16 protein-coding genes are annotated in these 18,441 nt (G+C 62.2%); 5 read left to right on the forward strand and 11 right to left on the reverse strand.

From position 1 onward, the window contains the following. The first annotated feature begins 1 nt into the window (after position 1). The 3 genes from CGS25_RS16280 (at position 2) to CGS25_RS16290 (ending at position 5,520) form a co-directional block, all read left to right on the forward strand. Positions 2–3,166 carry an efflux RND transporter permease subunit gene (locus CGS25_RS16280; RefSeq protein WP_101676106.1) on the forward strand — a complete coding sequence of 1,055 codons (3,165 nt, stop codon included), beginning with the start codon at positions 2–4 and terminating at the stop codon, positions 3,164–3,166. Then, positions 3,163–4,620, forward strand: a complete 1,458-nt coding sequence (locus tag CGS25_RS16285) for an efflux transporter outer membrane subunit (RefSeq protein ID WP_101676107.1) — start codon at positions 3,163–3,165, stop codon at positions 4,618–4,620. Before CGS25_RS16280 ends, CGS25_RS16285 begins: the two co-directional genes overlap by 4 nt. 273 nt (positions 4,621–4,893) lie before the next feature. Further along, positions 4,894–5,520, forward strand: coding sequence for a hypothetical protein (locus CGS25_RS16290; RefSeq protein ID WP_089031679.1), 627 nt, complete (start codon positions 4,894–4,896; stop codon positions 5,518–5,520). A gap of 50 nt (positions 5,521–5,570) precedes the next feature. On the opposite strand, the gene CGS25_RS16295 is transcribed toward CGS25_RS16290, so the two are convergent. The 4 genes from CGS25_RS16295 to CGS25_RS16310 form a co-directional block, all read right to left on the reverse strand. After that, positions 5,571–6,005, reverse strand: coding sequence for a host attachment protein (locus CGS25_RS16295; RefSeq protein WP_089031678.1), 435 nt, complete (start codon positions 6,003–6,005; stop codon positions 5,571–5,573). Positions 6,006–6,124: 119 nt separating this feature from the next. Next, positions 6,125–6,592 carry a PaaI family thioesterase gene (locus tag CGS25_RS16300; RefSeq protein WP_101676108.1) on the reverse strand — a complete coding sequence of 156 codons (468 nt, stop codon included), beginning with the start codon at positions 6,590–6,592 and terminating at the stop codon, positions 6,125–6,127. Positions 6,593–6,668: 76 nt separating this feature from the next. Further along, on the reverse strand, positions 6,669–7,472 hold the full coding sequence (locus tag CGS25_RS16305) for an IclR family transcriptional regulator (protein ID WP_101676109.1): 804 nt from the start codon (positions 7,470–7,472) through the stop codon (positions 6,669–6,671). A 190-nt stretch (positions 7,473–7,662) separates the two neighbouring features. Next, positions 7,663–8,451 (reverse strand): SDR family NAD(P)-dependent oxidoreductase, encoded by a 789-nt coding sequence (locus CGS25_RS16310; RefSeq protein ID WP_089031675.1) that lies wholly within the window; start codon positions 8,449–8,451, stop codon positions 7,663–7,665. A gap of 372 nt (positions 8,452–8,823) precedes the next feature. On the opposite strand from CGS25_RS16310, the gene CGS25_RS16315 reads away from it, so the two are divergent. Next, positions 8,824–10,254, forward strand: a complete 1,431-nt coding sequence (locus CGS25_RS16315; protein WP_089031674.1) for an aldehyde dehydrogenase family protein — start codon at positions 8,824–8,826, stop codon at positions 10,252–10,254. 109 nt (positions 10,255–10,363) lie between these two features. On the opposite strand, the gene CGS25_RS16320 is transcribed toward CGS25_RS16315, so the two are convergent. The 7 genes from CGS25_RS16320 to CGS25_RS16350 all read right to left on the reverse strand — a co-directional run bounded on the left by CGS25_RS16320 (position 10,364) and on the right by CGS25_RS16350 (position 17,278). Then, positions 10,364–11,284, reverse strand: coding sequence for an SMP-30/gluconolactonase/LRE family protein (locus tag CGS25_RS16320; protein ID WP_089031673.1), 921 nt, complete (start codon positions 11,282–11,284; stop codon positions 10,364–10,366). A 152-nt stretch (positions 11,285–11,436) separates the two neighbouring features. Continuing rightward, a complete protein-coding gene (locus tag CGS25_RS16325) occupies positions 11,437–12,237 on the reverse strand; it encodes an SDR family NAD(P)-dependent oxidoreductase (RefSeq protein WP_101676110.1) in 801 nt (266 codons plus the stop codon). Between the two features lie 104 nt (positions 12,238–12,341). Further along, positions 12,342–13,124: an SDR family NAD(P)-dependent oxidoreductase gene (locus CGS25_RS16330; protein ID WP_101676111.1), complete on the reverse strand. Its 783-nt coding sequence runs from the start codon at positions 13,122–13,124 to the stop codon at positions 12,342–12,344. Between the two features lie 145 nt (positions 13,125–13,269). Then, the gene (locus CGS25_RS16335) at positions 13,270–14,034 is read right to left on the reverse strand and encodes an SDR family oxidoreductase (RefSeq protein ID WP_101676112.1); all 765 of its coding nucleotides are present in this window, start codon (positions 14,032–14,034) and stop codon (positions 13,270–13,272) included. A 132-nt stretch (positions 14,035–14,166) separates the two neighbouring features. Further along, positions 14,167–15,198, reverse strand: a complete 1,032-nt coding sequence (locus CGS25_RS16340) for a phosphotransferase (protein ID WP_089031669.1) — start codon at positions 15,196–15,198, stop codon at positions 14,167–14,169. Positions 15,199–15,336: 138 nt separating this feature from the next. Then, a complete protein-coding gene (locus CGS25_RS16345) occupies positions 15,337–16,545 on the reverse strand; it encodes an acyl-CoA dehydrogenase family protein (RefSeq protein ID WP_089031668.1) in 1,209 nt (402 codons plus the stop codon). Between the two features lie 55 nt (positions 16,546–16,600). After that, on the reverse strand, positions 16,601–17,278 hold the full coding sequence (locus CGS25_RS16350; RefSeq protein WP_101676113.1) for a histidine phosphatase family protein: 678 nt from the start codon (positions 17,276–17,278) through the stop codon (positions 16,601–16,603). A 318-nt stretch (positions 17,279–17,596) separates the two neighbouring features. Between CGS25_RS16350 and CGS25_RS16355 the strand changes: the two genes are divergently transcribed. Then, the gene (locus CGS25_RS16355) at positions 17,597–18,370 is read left to right on the forward strand and encodes an enoyl-CoA hydratase/isomerase family protein (protein ID WP_101676114.1); all 774 of its coding nucleotides are present in this window, start codon (positions 17,597–17,599) and stop codon (positions 18,368–18,370) included. The last annotated feature ends 71 nt before the right edge of the window (positions 18,371–18,441 follow it).

The following is an 18,441-nucleotide window of genomic DNA, read 5'->3' on the forward strand; positions in this document are numbered from 1 at the left end:
CATGGCCAATTTTTTTATTGATCGACCGATCTTCGCCTGGGTGATCGCCATCGTCATGATGATGGCGGGCGCGCTGGCTATCCAGAGTCTGCCGGTAGAGCAATACCCCACCGTGGCGCCGCCGGAGGTGACCATCCAGGCCACCTACCCGGGCGCCTCCGCGAAAGCGGTGGAAGACTCGGTCACCCAGGTGATCGAGCAACAAATGAACGGCATCGACAACCTGCTCTATATCAATTCAAAGAGCGACTCCTCCGGCACCGCGCAGATCATCTTGACCTTCGCAGCCGGTACCGATCCGGATATTGCCCAGGTACAGGTGCAGAACAAGCTGCAACTGGCCACCCCGCGCCTGCCCTCGGTGGTGCAACAACAGGGCGTGGAGGTGTCCAAATCGTCGGACACCTTCCTGATGGTGCTGGCGTTCACCTCCAAGGACGGCACCATGTCGCGGGCGGATCTCGCCGATTACGTGGCCGCCAACGTCCAGGACCCGATCAGCCGGGTGCAGGGCGTGGGCCAGGTACAATTGTTTGGTGCCCCCTATGCCATGCGCATATGGCTGGATTCCCACAAGCTCACCGAATTCGGGCTGACACCGCTGGATGTGTCGCAAGCGATTCAGGTGCAGAACAATCAGATTACCGGCGGCCAGCTGGGCGGCACCCCGGCGGTGGCCGGCCAGCAGTTGAGCGCCTCGATCGTGGTGCAGACGTTGCTGGAGACTCCGGAAGAGTTCGGCAATATTCTGCTGCGCGTCAATGAGGACGGCTCCAAGGTGCGGGTTCGCGACGTCGCCAAGGTGGAGTTGGGCGCGGAAAACTACGCCATCGAGGGGCGCTTTAACGGCAGACCCGCCGGCGGCCTGGGCATCAACCTGGCAGCCGGCGCCAACGCGCTGGACACCGCCGACGCGGTGCGCGCGCGCATCTCCGAGCTGGAAAAATTCTTCCCCGACAATCTGGAAGTGGTGCAATACCCCTACGACACCACGCCGTTCGTGAAGATTTCCATTGAGGAAGTGGTGCACACCCTGATCGAGGCGATCATCCTGGTGTTCCTGGTGATGTATCTGTTCCTGCAGAACTTCCGCGCCACCTTGATCCCCACCCTGGCGGTGCCGGTGGTGTTGCTGGGGACCTTTGGCATCCTGTTCGCCTGCGGCTATTCGATCAACACCCTGACCATGTTCGGCCTGGTGCTGGCCATCGGCCTGCTGGTGGACGACGCCATCGTGGTGGTGGAAAACGTGGAACGGGTGATGGAGGAAGAAGGCCTCGGGCCCCGCGAGGCAACGCGTAAATCCATGGGCCAGATCACCGGCGCGTTGGTGGGTATCGCCCTGGTGCTCTCGGCGGTGTTCGTGCCGATGGCGTTCTTCCCCGGTTCCACCGGTGCCATCTATCGCCAGTTCTCGATCACCATTGTGTCCGCCATGGCGCTGTCGGTGCTGGTTGCGCTGATCCTGACGCCGGCGCTGTGCGCCAGCCTGCTGAAAAAGTCCGACGCCGATCACGGCGGCGACAAGAAAGGCTTCTTCGGCTGGTTCAACCGCTCTTTCAACAAAGCCAGTGATCGCTACCAGGGCCGGGTGGAAAAAATTCTCGGCCAGCGTGGCCGCCATATCTTTATCTACGTGGTGATCGTCGGCGTTCTGGTGTTTGCGTTCATGCGGTTGCCGGCGGCGTTCCTGCCCGATGAGGATCAGGGCATTCTGCTCAACCAGGTGCAGTTGCCGGTGGGTTCCACCCAGGAACAGACCATCGAAGTGCTGAAAAAGATGGAGCACTACTACCTGGAAGAAGAGAAAGGCGTGGTGCAGTCCATGTTCGCGGTCGCCGGCTTCAGCTTCGCCGGGCGCGGCCAGAACTCAGGGATCGCGTTCGTGCGGCTTAAGCCGTGGGAAGATCGTGACCTCAGCCAGGACGGCGTGCAGCAGATCATTGGCCGTGCCATGGGCTATTTCTCCACGGTGCGCGAAGGCATTATTTACGCGCTCAACCCGCCCGCCATTCCGGCGCTGGGCGTGGCCAGCGGCTTTAACTTCCAGCTTCAGGACCGAAGCGGCCTTGGTCACCAGGCGCTGGTGGACGCCAGCAACAAGCTGGTCGGCATGGCCAACCAGGACCCGGCGCTCAGCCAGGTGCGCTTCAATGGCTTGCCCGACGCGCCCCAGTACCGGGTCGAGGTGGATCAGCAGAAAGCGCAGGCCATGGGGCTCAGCATTGAGGATATCAACCGTACCCTGTCGGTGGCCTGGGGCTCGAGCTACGTGAACGACTTCCTCGATCGCGGCCGGGTCAAACGGGTGTATCTGCAGTCGCAGGCGTCGGATCGCATGCTGCCTGAAGACATCGATGACTGGTACGTGCGCAACAGCGCCGGCGAGATGGTGCCGTTCTCGAGTTTCGCGGAAGGCAAATGGGATTACGGCGCCCAACAGTTGGAGCGTTACCAGGGCGTCTCGTCGATGAACATCCAGGGCAACGCCGCCGAAGGCTACAGCACCGGTGACGCCATGGACGCCATGGCCCGGCTGGCCGGCGAGCTGCCCACTGGCATGGGGTTCGAATGGACCGGGCTGTCCTATCAGGAGCAGGAAGCCGGCAACCAGTCCACGGCGTTGTATATCCTGTCGCTGATCGTGGTGTTCCTGTGTCTTGCTGCTCTTTATGAGAGCTGGTCGATCCCGTTCTCGGTGATGCTGGTGGTGCCGCTGGGTGTGATCGGCGCGGTGCTGGCCGCCAACTTCCGCGGGCTCGATAACGACGTGTTCTTCAAGGTCGGCCTGCTGACCACCGTCGGGCTATCGGCGAAGAACGCGATCCTGATCGTGGAATTCGCCAAGGACCTGGAAGACGAGGGCTATTCGTTGCTGCGCGGCACGCTGGAGGCGGTGCGCATGCGATTGCGCCCGATTCTGATGACCTCGCTGGCGTTCATGCTCGGCGTGACCCCGCTGATGCTGAGCACCGGCGCCGGCTCCGGCGCGCGCAACGCGATCGGCACCGGGGTGTTCGGCGGCATGCTCACCGCCACGGTACTGGCGATCTTCTTTATTCCGCTGTTCTACGTGCTGGTGCGCCGCATTTCCGGCGTGCCGCTGGGCGAGCGCCACCAAGGCCCGGCGCAAGCCAACGACAGCCATTCCGGGGAGAATCAATGAGCAAGCATTCCACCCTGCCCCTCATCGCCGCCGCCCTGCTGGTGGGCGGCTGCACCCTGATCCCGGACTATCAAAAGCCGGCCTCGCCGGTGCCCGAGCGGGTCGGCGAAAGCCCGTTCAGCGCCGACCAGGTGGTGCTGCCGGGTTGGCGCGCCATGTTCGCCGAGCCGGAACTGCAGCAACTGATTCAGACCGCGCTCACCAACAACCGGGATCTGCGGCTGGCGATGCTGGATGTGGCCGCCGCCCGCGCCCAATATCAGATCGAAGGCTCGGCGCTGCTGCCCGGGGTGTCGGTGGACGGCAGCGGCACCCGGCAACGCACCCCCGGCGACCTTTCCTACAGCGGCGAATCGACCATCAACAGCGAATACCGCGCCCAGGTCGGCATTACCTCGTACGAGCTGGATCTGTTCGGCCGCGTGCGCAGCCTCAAGCAATCCGCCCTGGAGAGCTACCTGGCCACGGTGGAAGCGCAGCGCGCCGCGCACATTACGCTGGTCTCCGAGGTCGCCAACGCCTACCTGGCACTGCTCGCCGACCGGCAACGGCTGCACATCGCCGAAGACACCCTGAACGCGCAGCAGGAATCGCTGCAATTGACGCAAAGCCGGTTCGACCTGGGCCTGGGCTCGGAACTGGACGTGCGCCAGGCGCAAATTGCCCTGGAAACCGCCCGCGCCAACCGCGCCAGCTTTTTGCGTCAGGTCGCCCAGGACAAGAACGCCCTGGCAATGATGGTGGGCGCGCCGCTGCCGGCCCTGGCCGGCGACGACCTCACCGGCCCCGGCCTGGCGGTGCTGCCGGAACCGCCGGCCGGTTTGTCGTCCCAGGTGCTGCTGCAGCGGCCCGACTTGTTGCAAGCCGAGCACAACCTGAAAGCGGCCAATGCCAACATCGGCGCCGCCCGCGCCGCTTTCTTCCCGCGCATCAGCCTGACCGGCGCCTACGGCAGCGCCAGCTCGGAGCTCTCCGGTCTGTTCGACGGCGGTTCCGAAGCCTGGTCGTTCAGCCCCAGTGTGTCGCTGCCGATCTTTACCGGCGGCAGCAACAAAGCCAACCTGGATCTGGCCAAGGTGCGTCGCGACCAGAACGTGGCCCGCTATGAAAGCACCATTCAAACCGCGTTCCGGGAAGTGGCCGACGCGCTCGATTCGGTGGACGCGCTGAAACAACAGGAGCAAGCGCAAAGCGCCCTGGTGGAGGCCACGCAGCGGTCCGTGGAGCTCTCCGAGCAGCGCTATCAGCAAGGCGCCGACGATTACCTGGCGGTGCTGGATGCCCGCCGCGAGCTGCTCAGCGCCCGCCAGAACCTGGTGGCGGTAACCCTGCAAAAGCTCAACAATCGCATCGGCCTGTACCGCGCTCTCGGCGGCGGCGGCCTGCCCGACCAGCCCACCGTGATCGGCCGCACCGACACGCCAGCGAAGCCGGCGGCGGCGCCTCAGTCCTGAGGCGCTGAACGTCGGGGGGGCGGACGCCAGACGCTAAAATCAAAACCGTCGCTGGCGGGCCTGCTCCTACCAACCATCGCTACGAAGCAGCCCGTTCCCTATTCCCGCCCACCCCACTGAACACTGAAAACTGAACACTGAAAACTAACCCCCCCTTCCGTAAAAAGATGTGGCAAGCGCCCCGTCCGCGACCTGCCCCCTGGAAACAGGCCAACCGCGATGACACACTTTGCTGCCCTCGCTGTTACCGCTATCGCTCGACCAGGAGTTCCCATGTTCAACGAAATGATGGCCGCCCTTGTTTACACCTTGCCCAGTGCCATCCCCATGGTGCTGGGCTTTATTTTCGGGGGCATCCTGTTCAATCGGGCGCGCGGCGCGGCGGTGCTGCTGCTGATCGGTTCGACGCTGATCCTGTTGCAGGGCGTGTTCCAGGTGATCTCACAGACCTGGCTGCTGGCGCTCGCCCGCGACGGCGTGATCAGCCTTTCCGCCTACGGCGTGGCCACGGGCATCGTCAACACGCTGTTGTACATCGCGATCCTGATATTCCTGATGTGCGCCGCCTTTGCCGGTCGGCGACCCGCGGCGGCGTCGGCGATGGCAACGGATTATCCCTCGCCCCCTCCGCTCGACGGGCAGACAGTGAAACCGGCTCGCGGCAGCATGGTGCTGGCACTGGGCCTGGTGGGCATTGTGTTGTTCGCGCCGTTGGGGATCGCCGCGTGGATCATTGGCCTGAAGGATTTGAGCGCCATGCGCGCCGGGCGCATGGACCCGGCGGGCCGAAGCCTGACCATCACCGGCACGGTATTGGGCATCGTCGCCACCTTGATCATGCTCGTGGCGGCGGTGTTGTTTGTGTACGCGCTCAGCCAGATGAACTTCGCCCCTCACTGATCCGGCACGACCGGCCGGCGCTCAAGCCGGCGGCCTGCCCGTCGGCGAAATTATTTGAGATGCAGTTCAGTGGCCCGGGCGATCTGGTCCACGCTGGCTTTGGTCAGGTCCTTATCGACTTCACGGATCACCGCGTTACGGGTGGGTGTGTCCAGTTTCTGGCGCAGCACGCCCAGAAAACGGGGCTCGGCGATCAGCATCAGCCGGTCCGCCTGGGCCGAGGCGCGGGCGTCCTTGAGGTATTCCGCCACCTCCGAGGCGAAGAAGGCGGCGTGCTTGTCGGAGGTCGCCTGTTGGTTGCCGGTGGCGCGCTGGGGAGCGTCGGAAGGGCCGCCACTGCGGGTCCCTTTGCCGCCGGTTCTCAGGTCACCGGTGTGCATCTGGCTCTGTGGATGCTCAAGCCGGTCGATTTCCCGCAATACGCCGATTTCATGAGCGAAAACGCGAGCGTGAGCGGCGTTACTGGCAACGATATAAGTGGTCATGGCGCTCTCCTTGCTGATGCTTTGCTGACAGGGACTTGATCACGGGCGCCGTGCCCGCGGCCCTGTGTTTGCACTGGGGACGGAGATCGCCGGGATCAAGCCACTGAATGAGCAGCCGGTCACAGATGGGTGGCGGGAATCCCTCGGGGATCGTCGCAGCCGCTGCGCAGCCGGAAGGTGCCTTCGCCGAAGGCGAGCAGGCGATCGGTTTCATCGACGATGTCGACGCTGGTGTTGTAGATGCGGCTGCCGCCAGCGCGCCTGGTGCCAATAGCGCGGATGTAACCACCCCGGGCCTGGCCGGTGAAGGTGGTGGTCATCGACAGGGTCAGCGCCTTGCGAATGCGGCCCGGATAGGGGCAAAAGGTGCCTGGGCAGGCACCGGCGATATCCAGCAGGGTGGCCAGCACGCCGCCGTGGATGGCGCCATGCAGATTCAGGTGCCGGTCCTGAACCTGCAGGCCCAGCAGCACATGGCCATCGCGCCATTCAAGAAATTCAAAGCCGATCAGGGCGGGAAATCCAATGGAAAATTTTTCGTTGGCCATCGCCATGGTGTATTCAGGAACCGGTTCCAGGCTGCTCATTCATGCTCTCTGTTTTCGCGTATTACACAGGGCGCGGCCTGGCCCGGCCGGGAGAAGCTCCCGGCCCGAATGCGGCTCAAACCTCGCTGCCCTGCACCATCTGGCGGACCTGCTCGACCACCTCCTTAAGGCGCGGCCCCAGGTTCTCGACCAGAATGCGGCGGCTCAGGCGCAGCGATGAACCTCCGCAATTAAACGGCACCACCTGGGCACCGTTGTCCAGAATCAGCGGCACCGCCACGCCACTGACATCGCGGTTCCATTCTCCATCGGAGGTGCAGAACCCGTATTTCAGATATTCCTTGTAGGCGCGCTCCAGGCCTCGCTCCACCTCCGGCCAGTGGTCCGGGTCATGGGCCCGGATCGCCTGATAATGAGGTTCGCGCTGGGCCGGCGCGAGCGCCGCCAGAAAAGCACGGCCGGCGGCGGAGGTGCCCATCGGCACCCGCGAGCCCACGCTTAACCGCAATACCAGCGGGCCGGAGCCCTGGCACGCCTGTATATAGGTGATCGCGGCACCGTCGGGCGCGCCGATCGCCACCAGGCAGTCGGTGGCGTCGGAGAGCTCCTGCATAAAGGGGCGGGCGATGTCGCGCACCCCTTCGCTGGCCAGGTAGCGATAGCCCAGGTCGAGCACCCCCGGGCCAAGCCGGTATTTCTCGATATTCTCGGCGTAGCGCAGATAGCCAAGCTGGGTCAGCGTGGCGGTCATGCGCGATACGGTGGGCCGGGGGATATTGGTGCGCTTGGCCAGTTCGGCGTTACCCAGGTACTCATCGGAGGGCCCGAAACAGCGCAGCAGCTCCAGGCCCCGTGCCAGGGCGGTCACAAAATTCCGGTCTTTGTCCGCGGCGTCCTTTCCTACTACGGCTCGTCGCATGTCGGTTGTCCTCGGGTCAGGCTTCGGGATTGAGGGCTGATGTCGGTGTCGCCCCTCGTTGCTATTTTTGTATGCGTCATGTTTTCTTTTTTTATGCACGGCAGAGCCGTCAAACAAAGGCTGAATATAGCAAAAAGCCGACTTTTAAAGCAGACCGCCGGCCTGCTTTAAAGATCGCAGGGCATCGTTCCTAGTGCTTCATGCCCGGCAGATTGAGCGACGCGGTGTTGCCGCCGTCCACCGCCAGCGCCTGGCCGGTGATGTAGCTGGCGTCGTCGCTGGCCAGAAACGCCATGGCGGCGGCGATTTCCTCGGGCCGGCCATAGCGGCGCAGCTCGCAGCGGCTGCCCAGTTTGTGCTCTTTTTCGTTGCTGCGAGCGTAATCGAACACCGGCTTGGTCATGCCGGTTTCAATCAGCCCCGGGCACACCGCGTTGACCCGCACATTGTACTGGCCCAGATCGCAGGCGGCGGTCTTGGTCAGGCTGATCACGCCAGCCTTGGAGGCGCTGTAAGCGTTGCCGCCAGCGCCGGAACGAATGCCCGCCACCGAGGCGGTGTTGACAATGGCACCGGCCCCCTTGGCCTGCATGTGTTTGCCCACCGCGCGAATAAAGAACATCGGCCCCATCAGATTGACCGCCAGAATCGCCTGCCAGGTTTCCGTGCTGTTGCCGGTCACCGGCGCGTAGTCGCCGCCGGCGATGCCGGCGTTGTTGACCAGTGCGTGAATAGTGCCGTGGGAAGCGATCACTTCATCCACCAGCGCGTTCACCGCGTTCTCGTCGGAGACATCCACGGGCCGCAATGTCACCTCGGTGCCTTCGGGCAACGTGGCGGCGGTCTCGTTGAGGCCCTGCTCGTTGCGATCCACCAGTACCAGGCGCGCGCCCTCCGCGGCGAAGCGTGCGGAGGCGGCGCGGCCTATGCCACTGCCGGCTCCGGTAATCAATACGGTACGTTGGTCGAAACGATTCATTATTCTCTCCTGTATGGGCGCTTTTTTTGGCAAGATGACATGAGGCGCCACACCGGTCAAGATTTCGGAATAGCGTTTCATTAAACAGTGAACATCCGGACAAGGCGGCGCGGATCGCCGAGCCGCCCGTTCGTGATGGTACTGATAGTGCTGATGGTGCCGGCGCGGCATCCGCCTTCACTCCGGCGGCGCCCTGCCCGGCGCCAGGCTGGCGGCCAGGGCTGTTTCTTTACATTAAGCACGGTTGAAAGTGGTGCCCGTTAGCGCAACGTCTGAGGCAGGACCCGACGGGCTCACCGACCAGAACAGCGATTGACGGTGGCACCGATCCCACTCATTTCAAACCACGGCATTTCTCGGGAGATTAATCAGATGAACAACCTAGCCAAGTTCTACATCAACGGCGCCTGGGTAGCGGCCAGCGACGACGCCCGCCTTCACCCGGTCACCAACCCGGCCACCGAGGCCTCCGAGGGTGATATCTCCCTGGCCGGCAAGAAAGACGTGGACCTTGCCATTCAGGCGGCGCGCGACGCTTTCGAATCATTTTCGCAAACGCCGCTGGACGAGCGCCTGAAAATGCTGGCGCGGATATTGGAAGTGTATCAATCCCGTCTGGACGATATGGCGGACGCGATCAGCCGGGAAATGGGCGCGCCACGTCACACCCTGGCCGCCAAGGTGCAGGCGCCGATGGGCATGGGCCACGCCCAGACCACGCTGGAGGCGGCCAAATCGTTTGAATTCGAACAGCAACTGGGCCGCGCCCGTGTGCGCCGCGAGCCGGTCGGCGTGGTGGCCATGATCACCCCCTGGAACTGGCCCATGAATCAGGTCATGTGCAAGGTTGCCCCGGCCATTGCCGCCGGCTGCACCATGGTGCTCAAACCCAGTGAATTCGCGCCGCTGTCCGCCCATGTGCTGGCCGAAATCATTGACGAAGCGGGCCTGCCCAAGGGCGTGTTCAACATGATTTATGGCGATGGCGCCGAGGTCGGCCCGATGCTCTCTTCCGATGCGCGCGTGGACATGGTCTCGTTGACCGGTTCCACCCGTGCCGGCGCGTCGGTGAGCAAGGAAGCGGCGGACACCTTCAAGCGTATTTCCCTGGAGCTGGGCGGCAAGTCCGCCAACGTCCTGCTGCCCGATTGCGACCTGGAAAAAGCCGTGACTCACGGTGTGCAGTCGATGATGAACAACACCGGCCAGAGCTGTAACGCACCGTCACGCATGTTGGTTCAGGAAGGTCAGCTCGAACAGGCCGAGGCCATCGCCGCCAAGGTCTGTGAAAGCATCACCGTGGGCGACCCCCAGGATAAGAACAACCGCCTGGGCCCGATCGCCAACGAGCGTCAGTTCAAGCGGGTGCAATCAATGATCGAAAAGGGCATCGAAGAAGGTGCCAAACTGGTGTGCGGCGGGCCCGGCAAACCGGAAGGCCTGGATAAGGGCTTCTACGCCCGGCCGACGGTGTTCAGCGCGGTCAACAACGACATGGTGATCGCCCGGGAGGAAATATTTGGCCCGGTTCTGGTGATGATTCCCTACAAGGACGTGGACGACGCGGTGAACATCGCCAACGACACCGAGTACGGGCTGTCCGGCTATGTCTATGGCGCCACCGAAGAGGACGCCGCCAAGATCGCCACCCGCCTGCGCACCGGCATGGTCCACCTCAACGGCGCCCAGCTTGACCTGCCCGCCCCGTTCGGCGGCTACAAGCACTCCGGCGTCGGCCGTGAGTGGGGCGTGTACGGGCTTGAGGAATTCCTTGAGACCAAATCGGTGTTTCATACCGCCTAGCAGGGAAAATTGAAAGTTAAAAGTTGAAAGTTAAAGGCGGCTCCGTTGCGACGACATAGCTACCGGGCCGCCCCTTTTGACTTGCAACTTTCAACTTGCAACTGCTTTTCTATTTATTCAAAAAATTCAACGCCAGGCCGGGCCGTTCCCAGGGCATGGACACCAGTTTGCCGGCGCTGGAGAGCGTGATGTAGGCGGTGCGCAAATCCTTGCCGCCGAAACAGATGTTGGTGGTGACCAGATCGTCGGTGGGCACGTGGCGGATGCTGCTGCCGTCCGGGGAGAAAATGGTGATCCCGGAGTGGTAGATGGTGGCTACGCAGATGTTGCCGTCGGCGTCCACGGCGAGGGAATCGAAGTAGCTGAATTCGGTGGGCTGGCCCACCAGGCGCCCGGGCATGCGCGGCCCCGGCGGGCGCGCCACTTCGCCTTCACCGACGATGTCCATGGCCCAGAGGCGGCCCGGCAGAGTGTCCGCCACGTAGACGGTTTTTTCGTCCGGCGACAGGCCCACGCCATTGGCGGTGGGAATCGGGAACACCGCTTCCCGGATCAGGGAGCCGTCGATTTTGGCGTAATACAGCCCGCCCCGGTCCTGGCTGCGACCACGCCCTTTGCCCAGGTCGGTGAACCAGAAACCGCCGTTTTTATCGAACACGATGTCATTGGGGCCCTTGAGCGGCTCGCCATTGACCTCGGTATAAAGCACTTCCACCTTGCCGGTGTTCAGATCGATGCGCTCAATGCGTCCGCCGGAATAATCCTCCGGCATATCACCGGGCAACAGCAGCCCGTCTTTCTCGTGAAACTGCATGCCACCGTTGTTGCACACGTAGCAGGCACCGTCCGGGCCGATCGCGGCACCGTTGGGCCCGCCACCGGGCTCGGCGATGATTTCCTTGGCGCCGTCGGGCAGCACCCGGGTCAAACGTCCGGCGGCGATTTCCACCACGATCACACTGCCATCCGGCATCGCGATCGGGCCTTCCGGAAACTTCAAACCGTCGGTAATCACTGAATACTCGGACATCTGGCTCTCCCGTTATTTTTTTGCCGCTGGACGCCTGAAAAGGGCCCCTTGCTTGAAGCTACAAGCTCCAAGCTTCAAGCTACAAGCTACAAGCTACAAGGCGGCGCTGTAGCTTGGAGCTTGTAGCTTGTCGCTGTTGTAGCTTGTCGCTGTTACGGATTTTCGTTGAACATGGCGATGCGGCCGCCGTCAACGATCAGGTCGTGGCTGTTGATGAACGAGCCTTCGTCGCTGGCCAGGAAGATGGCGGCGAAGGCGATGTCGTCGGCCAGCCCGGAGCGCGGCAGCGGCGTGGCTTTGGCCAGGTTGGCTTGCAGCTTGGCCATTTTTTTGTCGTTCTCTTCATCGCTGAGGGATTGCGCGCGCTGGGAGCCGCCCCAGAAGATCGGTGTGGCCACCGCACCGGGGGAAATCGCGTTGACGCGAATGCCATAGGGGCCCAATTCCGCGCCGGCCAGGCGGGTCATGTGCGCCACCGCCGCCTTGGCGCCGGAGTACAAGTAACCACCCTGGTTGCGTCGATGGCCGGCGATCGAGGCGTTGTTGATGATCGAGCCGCCGCCGCCGTCTTTCATCACCCGCGCCGCGTGCTTGATGCCAAACGCCGGGGCGCCCACCAGCAAGCGCATGATGCGGGCGAACTCATTCTCGTCAAAGGATTCACTGCTGGTGCGATCACCGGCCCCGGCGTTGTTGAACAGGCTGTCCAGACGGCCGTACTTTTCAACGGTGAAGTCCACCAGCGCGGCGATGTCCTCTTCTTTCATCACATCGGTGCACTTGAACACCGCGCGCTCGCCCAGCTCCTTCGCCAGCGCCTCGCCCTTCTCCTCGGAACGACCCGCCAGCACCACGGTGGCGCCTTCTTCGATATAACGCCGCGCCGTGGCTTCACCAATGCCGCTGGTGGCGCCGGTGATGATGGTAATTTTATCCGCCAAACGATTAGTCATGATTATTCTCCAAATAGAAAGCGGCAAGCTACAGGCTACAAGCCCCAAGCCCCAAGCCAGATCAACGCACGGCCGGCCTGTCGCTTGTAGCTTGCAGCTTGTCGCTAAAAAGCCGAAACACCGCCGTCCACGGCGATGGCCTGGCCATTCATATAAGTGTTCGCCGGCGACAACAACATCATCATCACGGCGACGATTTCCTCGGGTTGGCCGACCCGTTTCATGGGTGAGCCGGCGGCCATCATCGCCAGGGTCTGGGCGGCGCTTTCATCGGAGGCCAGACCGTTGTTGCCTTCCAGCATTGGCGTCAGAGTGTAGTACGGGCACACCGCGTTGACGCGAATGTTCTTACGCCCGTATTCCACCGCGGCGGTGCGGGTCAGCCCGATCACCGCGTGCTTGGCGGCGGCGTAGGCACCGATCTTGGGCGCCGCGCCGAGGCCCGCCATGGAGCTGGTGTTGACGATGGCGCCGCCACCGTTGTTTTTCATCGCGGCGATCTGATACTTCATGCCGTACATCACGCCTTTCACGTTCACGTTGATCTGCTGATCAAGCAGTTCGCCGGTGAGCTCATGAATCGGCACGAAACCGTGGGCGATGCCGGCGTTGTTGATCGCCAGATCCAGACGGCCGTACAGTTGCACGGCGGTGTCCACCAGCGCCCGGCAATCCTCTTCGCTGGACACATCGCAACACCGCGCGGCGGCGCTGATGCCCTGCGCTTCCAGGTCGGCGGCGACCTTGTCCAGCTCGGCGGCATTGATGTCACCGATCACCACACGGGCGCCGCGCACACCCAACTCCCGCGCCAACAACTTGCCAAAACCACTGGCCGCGCCGGTGATCACGGCCACCTTATCGGTGAAATCCAGTAGTGGGTCCATGCAGACTCTCCGAATCAGGGTTGAACGCGGCTGCAGCGAGCGCGCGCCTTAAAGCCCTTCTTGCAGAGTTGAAAGGAGAAAGTTAAAAGTTGAAGCGGCCACGTGACCGCCCTTTAACTTTTAACTTTTAACCTTCAACTCGCCGTTAGATCGTAAACCCACCATCGACGACCACACACTCGCCGGTGACGTAGCTGGACGCTTCGGACACCAAATACAGAACCGTGCCGGCCATTTCCTTGGGTTCGGCGTGGCGGTGCATGGGGATCTGGGCGATGGCGGATTTGTAGATGTCGTCCTGTTGGAACAGGGCGCCGGCAAACTTGGTTTTGGTCAGGCCGGGCAGCAGCGCGTTGACGCGAATATTGAAGCCGGCGCACTCCTGGGCGAACGACTTGGTCATGTTGATCACCGCCGCCTTGGAGATGGAATACACCCCCTGGTTCATGCCCGGGGAAAGACCGTTGATGGAAGCGGTGTTGACGATCGCCCCGCCGCCGTTGTCCTTCATGATCTTGGCGCCTTCCACGGTCATGTAGAAATAGCCGCGCAGGTTAACGTCCACGGTCTTGTCGAAGGCACTCACCGGGGTGTCGAGAATGTGGCCGAAGTACGGGTTGGCGGCGGCGTTGTTGACCAGGATATCCAGCTTGCCGTGGTTGTCCTTGATGTGCTGCATGATCGCTTCGATCTGCGCCATCTCACCGATGTGGCAAGCGAACGCCTCGGCGCTGCCGCCGGCGCTCTTGATGGCCTCCGCCACGGTCTGGCAGTCATCGATCTTGCGGCTGGACACGATCACATGCGCGCCCTGCTCGGCCAGCAGCTTGGCGATCTCTTCGCCGATACCCCGGCTGGCGCCGGTCACCAGCGCGATTTTTCCGTTCAGATCAAACAGGTTGGTGCTCATTGACACTCTCCAAAACAAGTTCAAGGTTGAAAGTTAAAAGTTGAAACGCAGGCGAGTTCGTGCCACTCGGCAGACGTATCGCCCGCGCTTCTTTGCTTTCAACTTTTCACTTTTAACTTTTCACTTCTCGTCTTATGCCCCTTCGCGCACGATTTGCATGGCCATTTGCGAGAGCGGTTCCACCACCTGGCCGGCCCAGCTTGCTTTTTTGCTGGAGGCGTTGCCGTCCAGGGCGCGTTTGGCCACGCCCTGGGCGATGGCGGCGAGCCGGAAGAAGCTGAACGCCAGATAAAATTCCCAATGGTCAATGTGGCTGATGCCGCGCCGTTCACAGTAGGCCGCCACGTACTCTTTTTCCGTGGGGATGCCCAGGGACGCGCGGTCCTTGCCTTGAAGGCCGGACAAATTACCGCCCTCCGGCGGCATGCGCAGCTGCATGCACTGGTAGGCCAGATCGGCAAGCGGATGACCGAGCGTCGACAGCTCCCAATCCAGCACCGCGATCACGCGCGCTTCGCTGGGGTGCCACATCATGTTGTCGAGCCGGTAGTCGCCGTGCACCAGGGAGATCTGGCCATCGTCGGCGGGCTGGTTCTGCTCGAGCCAGACCATCAGGTCTTCCATGGCCTGAATGTGCCCGGTCTCCGAGGCGCGGTACTGCTTGCTCCAGCGGCTCATCTGCCGTTCGAAATAGCTGCCCGGCTTGCCGTAGTCGGCCAGGCCCACGGCGTCCACGTCGACACCGTGCAGCGCCGCCAGCACCCGGTTCATTTCCTGGTACATGGCGGTGCGCTGGGCGTTGTCCACTTCGGGAATCGCCGCGTCCCAGAAGATGCGGCCCTGGCAAAATTCCATGATGTAGAACATCGAGCCGATCACATCACGGTCTTCGCACAGATGATGCACCACCGGCACCGGCACATCGGTGTCACGCAATGCGTTCATGACCCGGTATTCCCGATCCACCGCGTGCGCGGATTTAAGCAGCTTGCCCGGCGGTTGCCGACGCAGCACATACTCGCCGGAGGCCGCCTTGAGGCGGAAGGTGGGGTTGGACTGCCCGCCTTCGAATTTGTCCGCGCTGAGCGGCCCCTTGAAGCCGGGCACGTGCTGTTCCAGATAAGCCGCGAGGCGTTCAGTATCCAGGGTATCCACCTGGGACATGGGTTAAACCTCCTTGAAACGAAAGTTGAAAGTGACAAGTTAAAAGTTAAAACGCGCGCACACGGTTGAGGATGCATCCTCAACCGTGTGCGCGCTTTGGTTTTCTTGCAACTTTTAACTTTTAACTTTCAACGGGTTCTATTCGTACCGCTTCGCCACGTTACGACCAAGCTGCATCATATGCACCTGATCCGGGCCGTCGGCCAGGCGCAGGGTGCGGGCGTAGGCGAAGAAGCCGGCCAGGGGCGTGTCCTGGCTGAGGCCCACGGCGCCGTGGATCTGCATGGCCCGGTCGACCACGCGCAGGGTCATGTTGGGCACCGCGATCTTGATCATGGCGATCAGTTCCTTGGCTTCCTTGTTGCCGTAGCGATCCATGTGATCCGCGGCTTTCAAGGTCATCAGACGGGCCTGCTCCACTTCGCAGTAGCTCTTGGCGATGTCTTCGCGCACCGAGCCGTGCTTGATCATCGGCTGACCAAACACTACCCGGCTGTTGGCGCGTTTGCACATCAATTCGAGCGCGTGCTGAGCGGCGCCGATCAAACGCATGCAGTGGTGAATACGGCCCGGCCCGAGGCGGCCCTGGGCGATCTCGAAACCACGGCCTTCGCCGAGAATAATGTTTTCCGCCGGCACCCGCACGTTATCGAAGATCACTTCGGCGTGGCCTTCCGGAGCGTCCACGGAGCCCAGCACTTGCATGGCGCGCTTGACGGTTACTCCCGGGGTGTTCACCGGCACCAGGATCTGCGATTGCTGCTCATGGCGGTTCGGGTTGTCCGGGTCGGTCTTGCCCATCACGATCATGATTTCGCAGGTTTTGCGCATCGCGCCGCTGATGTAGAACTTGCGGCCGTTGATCACGTATTCGTCGCCGTCACGCTTGATCGAGGTTTCGATGTTGGTGGCGTCGGAAGACGCCACGTCCGGTTCGGTCATCGCGAACGCGGAGCGAATCTTGCCTTCCAGCAGCGGCTCGAGCCATTCTTTCTGCTGCTTGGCGTTGCCGTATTTGGCCAGCACTTCCATGTTGCCGGTGTCCGGCGCGGCGCAGTTGAACACCTCGGAGGCGAAATGATAGCGGCCCATCTCTTCGGCCAGCGGCGCGTATTCCAGGTTGGTCAGGCCGGCGGTGAAATCGCCGTGTTCGCGGGGCAGGAACAGGTTCCACAGCCCTTTGGCCTTGGCCTTGGCCTTCAGCTCGTCGAGAATCGGCGGCGTTTCCCACGGGGTGTTGGCGACCTGCTCGTGGTAGGCGTGCTGGGCCGGCACGATTTCCTTTTCGATAAAGGAACGAACCTGGTTGAGCAGGTCCTGGGTTTTTTCCGAATACTGAAAGTCCATCTTATTCTCCCTTGAGGGAACCGGGTTCCCAGTCTGTCAGCAATGTGTGGGTCGATTAACTGTAGGTAATGGCGTCCAAGCGGTCGTCGCGCTCCAGGTGTGGCACCTGGTTGAACACCGAAAGACGGTAGACGTGTTGGTTGAAGAACCCCTGCGTCACGCTGGAGTTGCGAATTTGCAGGTTCAACTCGACAACGGTGTCGTCGGCGGTATTGAGCATGTGGCGCATCCACATGGCGATGGCACCGCCGGAACTGACCACCAGCACCCGCTCGCGGCCGGCGTGCCGCTGGCGAATGTGCTCCATGGCGGCGGCGACCCGGTCGCAAAAGTCGCGCCAGCTTTCTGGCAGGTTGCCCTGCAGCTGATCCCGGCGCCAGCTCTGCATGGCGCTTTTCAGAACCCGGTAAAACGCCGCCACCGGCGCGCCGGCGGGCGGTGCCTGATCCGGGTAAGCGCTCAGATAAGCGTCCACGATGGAGTGAAAATGGAATTCGTTGAGGCCGGGGTGCAGCTCCGCCTTGAGACTGGAGCCCAGGCCCTCCTGGATGCCCGCCCCGGTTTCCACGTGGCGCACCAGATCGCCGGTCACCAGCGCATCGAAGGTCAGCCCCCGCTCACGGTAATGTTCACCCAGCCAGCGCGCCTGCTGGTGGCCCAACTGCGAAAGCTTGTCGTAGTTGGCGGCCCCGAAGGAAGCCTGACCGTGGCGAATAAGATAAAACTGCCCCATGCCGTTCTCATTACTGGCGAAATCGATGCAGGACAGCCTAGAGCACCCACCCAAGTTAGTGAAATTGATATTCTGAATCCCGAACTATGCACGGCATTTATGAAGAAGGGGCCGGGAAATAACCGTAGGCCTTACCGGGACGGGTGCTTGCGCGTCGTCGATGGGACAGGCTTCAGGCTTCCAGCTACAAGCCAAACCGTGCTGCGGAGCCGCCCTTGCCGCTTGAAGCTTGCAGCCGCTCTCCTTTATTTCGAAACCCGATTCCGATATTTTCGATCACCTTGATAACAATCCGAAATCCGGCACGGGGAGAAAACGATGAGTGAACTGGACCTGAAAAGCGGCTTTATCCGCGTTACCGAGCACGGCAAGTTGCTGGAAGCGACCCTCGACCGGGCCGATAAGCTGAACGCGCTGACCCTGGAGATGTATCGCGATCTGAGCCGGGTGGTGGACCATTTCCAGGCCCGCGACGACCTGACCGCCCTGCTGATCGATGGCGAGGGCCGCTCGTTCACGGCCGGCAACGACCTCAAGGATTTCCGCAACGCCGACCCGAAAACCCGCGAGAACGGCAAGCTGAGCCCGGCGATGGACTTCGTGTTCCGCTTACGGGCGTTGGATAAGCCGGTGATCATGGCGGTGCACGGCAACGCCACCGGCATCGGCACCACCATGCTGCTGCACTGCGACCTGGTGATCGCCGCGGAGAACACCCGCTTCTACACCGCGTTCATCAATCTGGGCCTGGTGCCGGAAGCCGGTTCCAGCTTTTTGCTGCAAACGCTGGTCGGCCGGCAAAACGCCAACCGGCTGCTGCTCGCCGGCGATACCCTGAGCGCCGAGGAAGCCGAGCGCATGGGCCTGGTCGCTTATCGGGTGGCCGACGATCAATTGCGTGAAAAAGCGCTGGAACTGGGCCAGACCCTGGCCGCCAAACCGCCCCAGGCGATCGCTTACACCAAGCAACTGATGCGCCTCCACGACGACGCGGTGAAAGCGCAGATCGAAGCGGAATCGAAACGCTTCGCCGAGCGCATGTTCAGCGATGAAGTGCGGGCGATTTTTGATAAGTTTTTGAATAAGAAATAAACACGCGGAACAAAGCGAGGCTACAAGCCACAAGCTACAAGCCAAACAGCGCTACGTAGCCGCCCTTGCCG

The sequence above is a fragment of the Alloalcanivorax mobilis genome, assembly GCF_002864685.1.
GTDB lineage: Bacteria > Pseudomonadota > Gammaproteobacteria > Pseudomonadales > Alcanivoracaceae > Alloalcanivorax > Alloalcanivorax mobilis.

What these genes read in the sequence shown, in the direction of transcription:
- CGS25_RS16305 (WP_101676109.1), bottom strand. Translation starts at nt 7,472, where the DNA reads ATGCGACGAGCCGTAGTAGGAAAGGACGCCGCGGACAAAGACCGGAAT.
- CGS25_RS16345 (WP_089031668.1), bottom strand. Translation starts at nt 16,545, where the DNA reads ATGGACTTTCAGTATTCGGAAAAAACCCAGGACCTGCTCAACCAGGTT.
- CGS25_RS16290 (WP_089031679.1), top strand. Translation starts at nt 4,894, where the DNA reads ATGTTCAACGAAATGATGGCCGCCCTTGTTTACACCTTGCCCAGTGCC.
- CGS25_RS16285 (WP_101676107.1), top strand. Translation starts at nt 3,163, where the DNA reads ATGAGCAAGCATTCCACCCTGCCCCTCATCGCCGCCGCCCTGCTGGTG.
- CGS25_RS16330 (WP_101676111.1), bottom strand. Translation starts at nt 13,124, where the DNA reads ATGGACCCACTACTGGATTTCACCGATAAGGTGGCCGTGATCACCGGC.
- CGS25_RS16320 (WP_089031673.1), bottom strand. Translation starts at nt 11,284, where the DNA reads ATGTCCGAGTATTCAGTGATTACCGACGGTTTGAAGTTTCCGGAAGGC.
- CGS25_RS16340 (WP_089031669.1), bottom strand. Translation starts at nt 15,198, where the DNA reads ATGTCCCAGGTGGATACCCTGGATACTGAACGCCTCGCGGCTTATCTG.
- CGS25_RS16355 (WP_101676114.1), top strand. Translation starts at nt 17,597, where the DNA reads ATGAGTGAACTGGACCTGAAAAGCGGCTTTATCCGCGTTACCGAGCAC.
- CGS25_RS16350 (WP_101676113.1), bottom strand. Translation starts at nt 17,278, where the DNA reads ATGGGGCAGTTTTATCTTATTCGCCACGGTCAGGCTTCCTTCGGGGCC.
- CGS25_RS16310 (WP_089031675.1), bottom strand. Translation starts at nt 8,451, where the DNA reads ATGAATCGTTTCGACCAACGTACCGTATTGATTACCGGAGCCGGCAGT.
- CGS25_RS16325 (WP_101676110.1), bottom strand. Translation starts at nt 12,237, where the DNA reads ATGACTAATCGTTTGGCGGATAAAATTACCATCATCACCGGCGCCACC.
- CGS25_RS16315 (WP_089031674.1), top strand. Translation starts at nt 8,824, where the DNA reads ATGAACAACCTAGCCAAGTTCTACATCAACGGCGCCTGGGTAGCGGCC.
- CGS25_RS16280 (WP_101676106.1), top strand. Translation starts at nt 2, where the DNA reads ATGGCCAATTTTTTTATTGATCGACCGATCTTCGCCTGGGTGATCGCC.
- CGS25_RS16300 (WP_101676108.1), bottom strand. Translation starts at nt 6,592, where the DNA reads ATGAGCAGCCTGGAACCGGTTCCTGAATACACCATGGCGATGGCCAAC.
- CGS25_RS16335 (WP_101676112.1), bottom strand. Translation starts at nt 14,034, where the DNA reads ATGAGCACCAACCTGTTTGATCTGAACGGAAAAATCGCGCTGGTGACC.
- CGS25_RS16295 (WP_089031678.1), bottom strand. Translation starts at nt 6,005, where the DNA reads ATGACCACTTATATCGTTGCCAGTAACGCCGCTCACGCTCGCGTTTTC.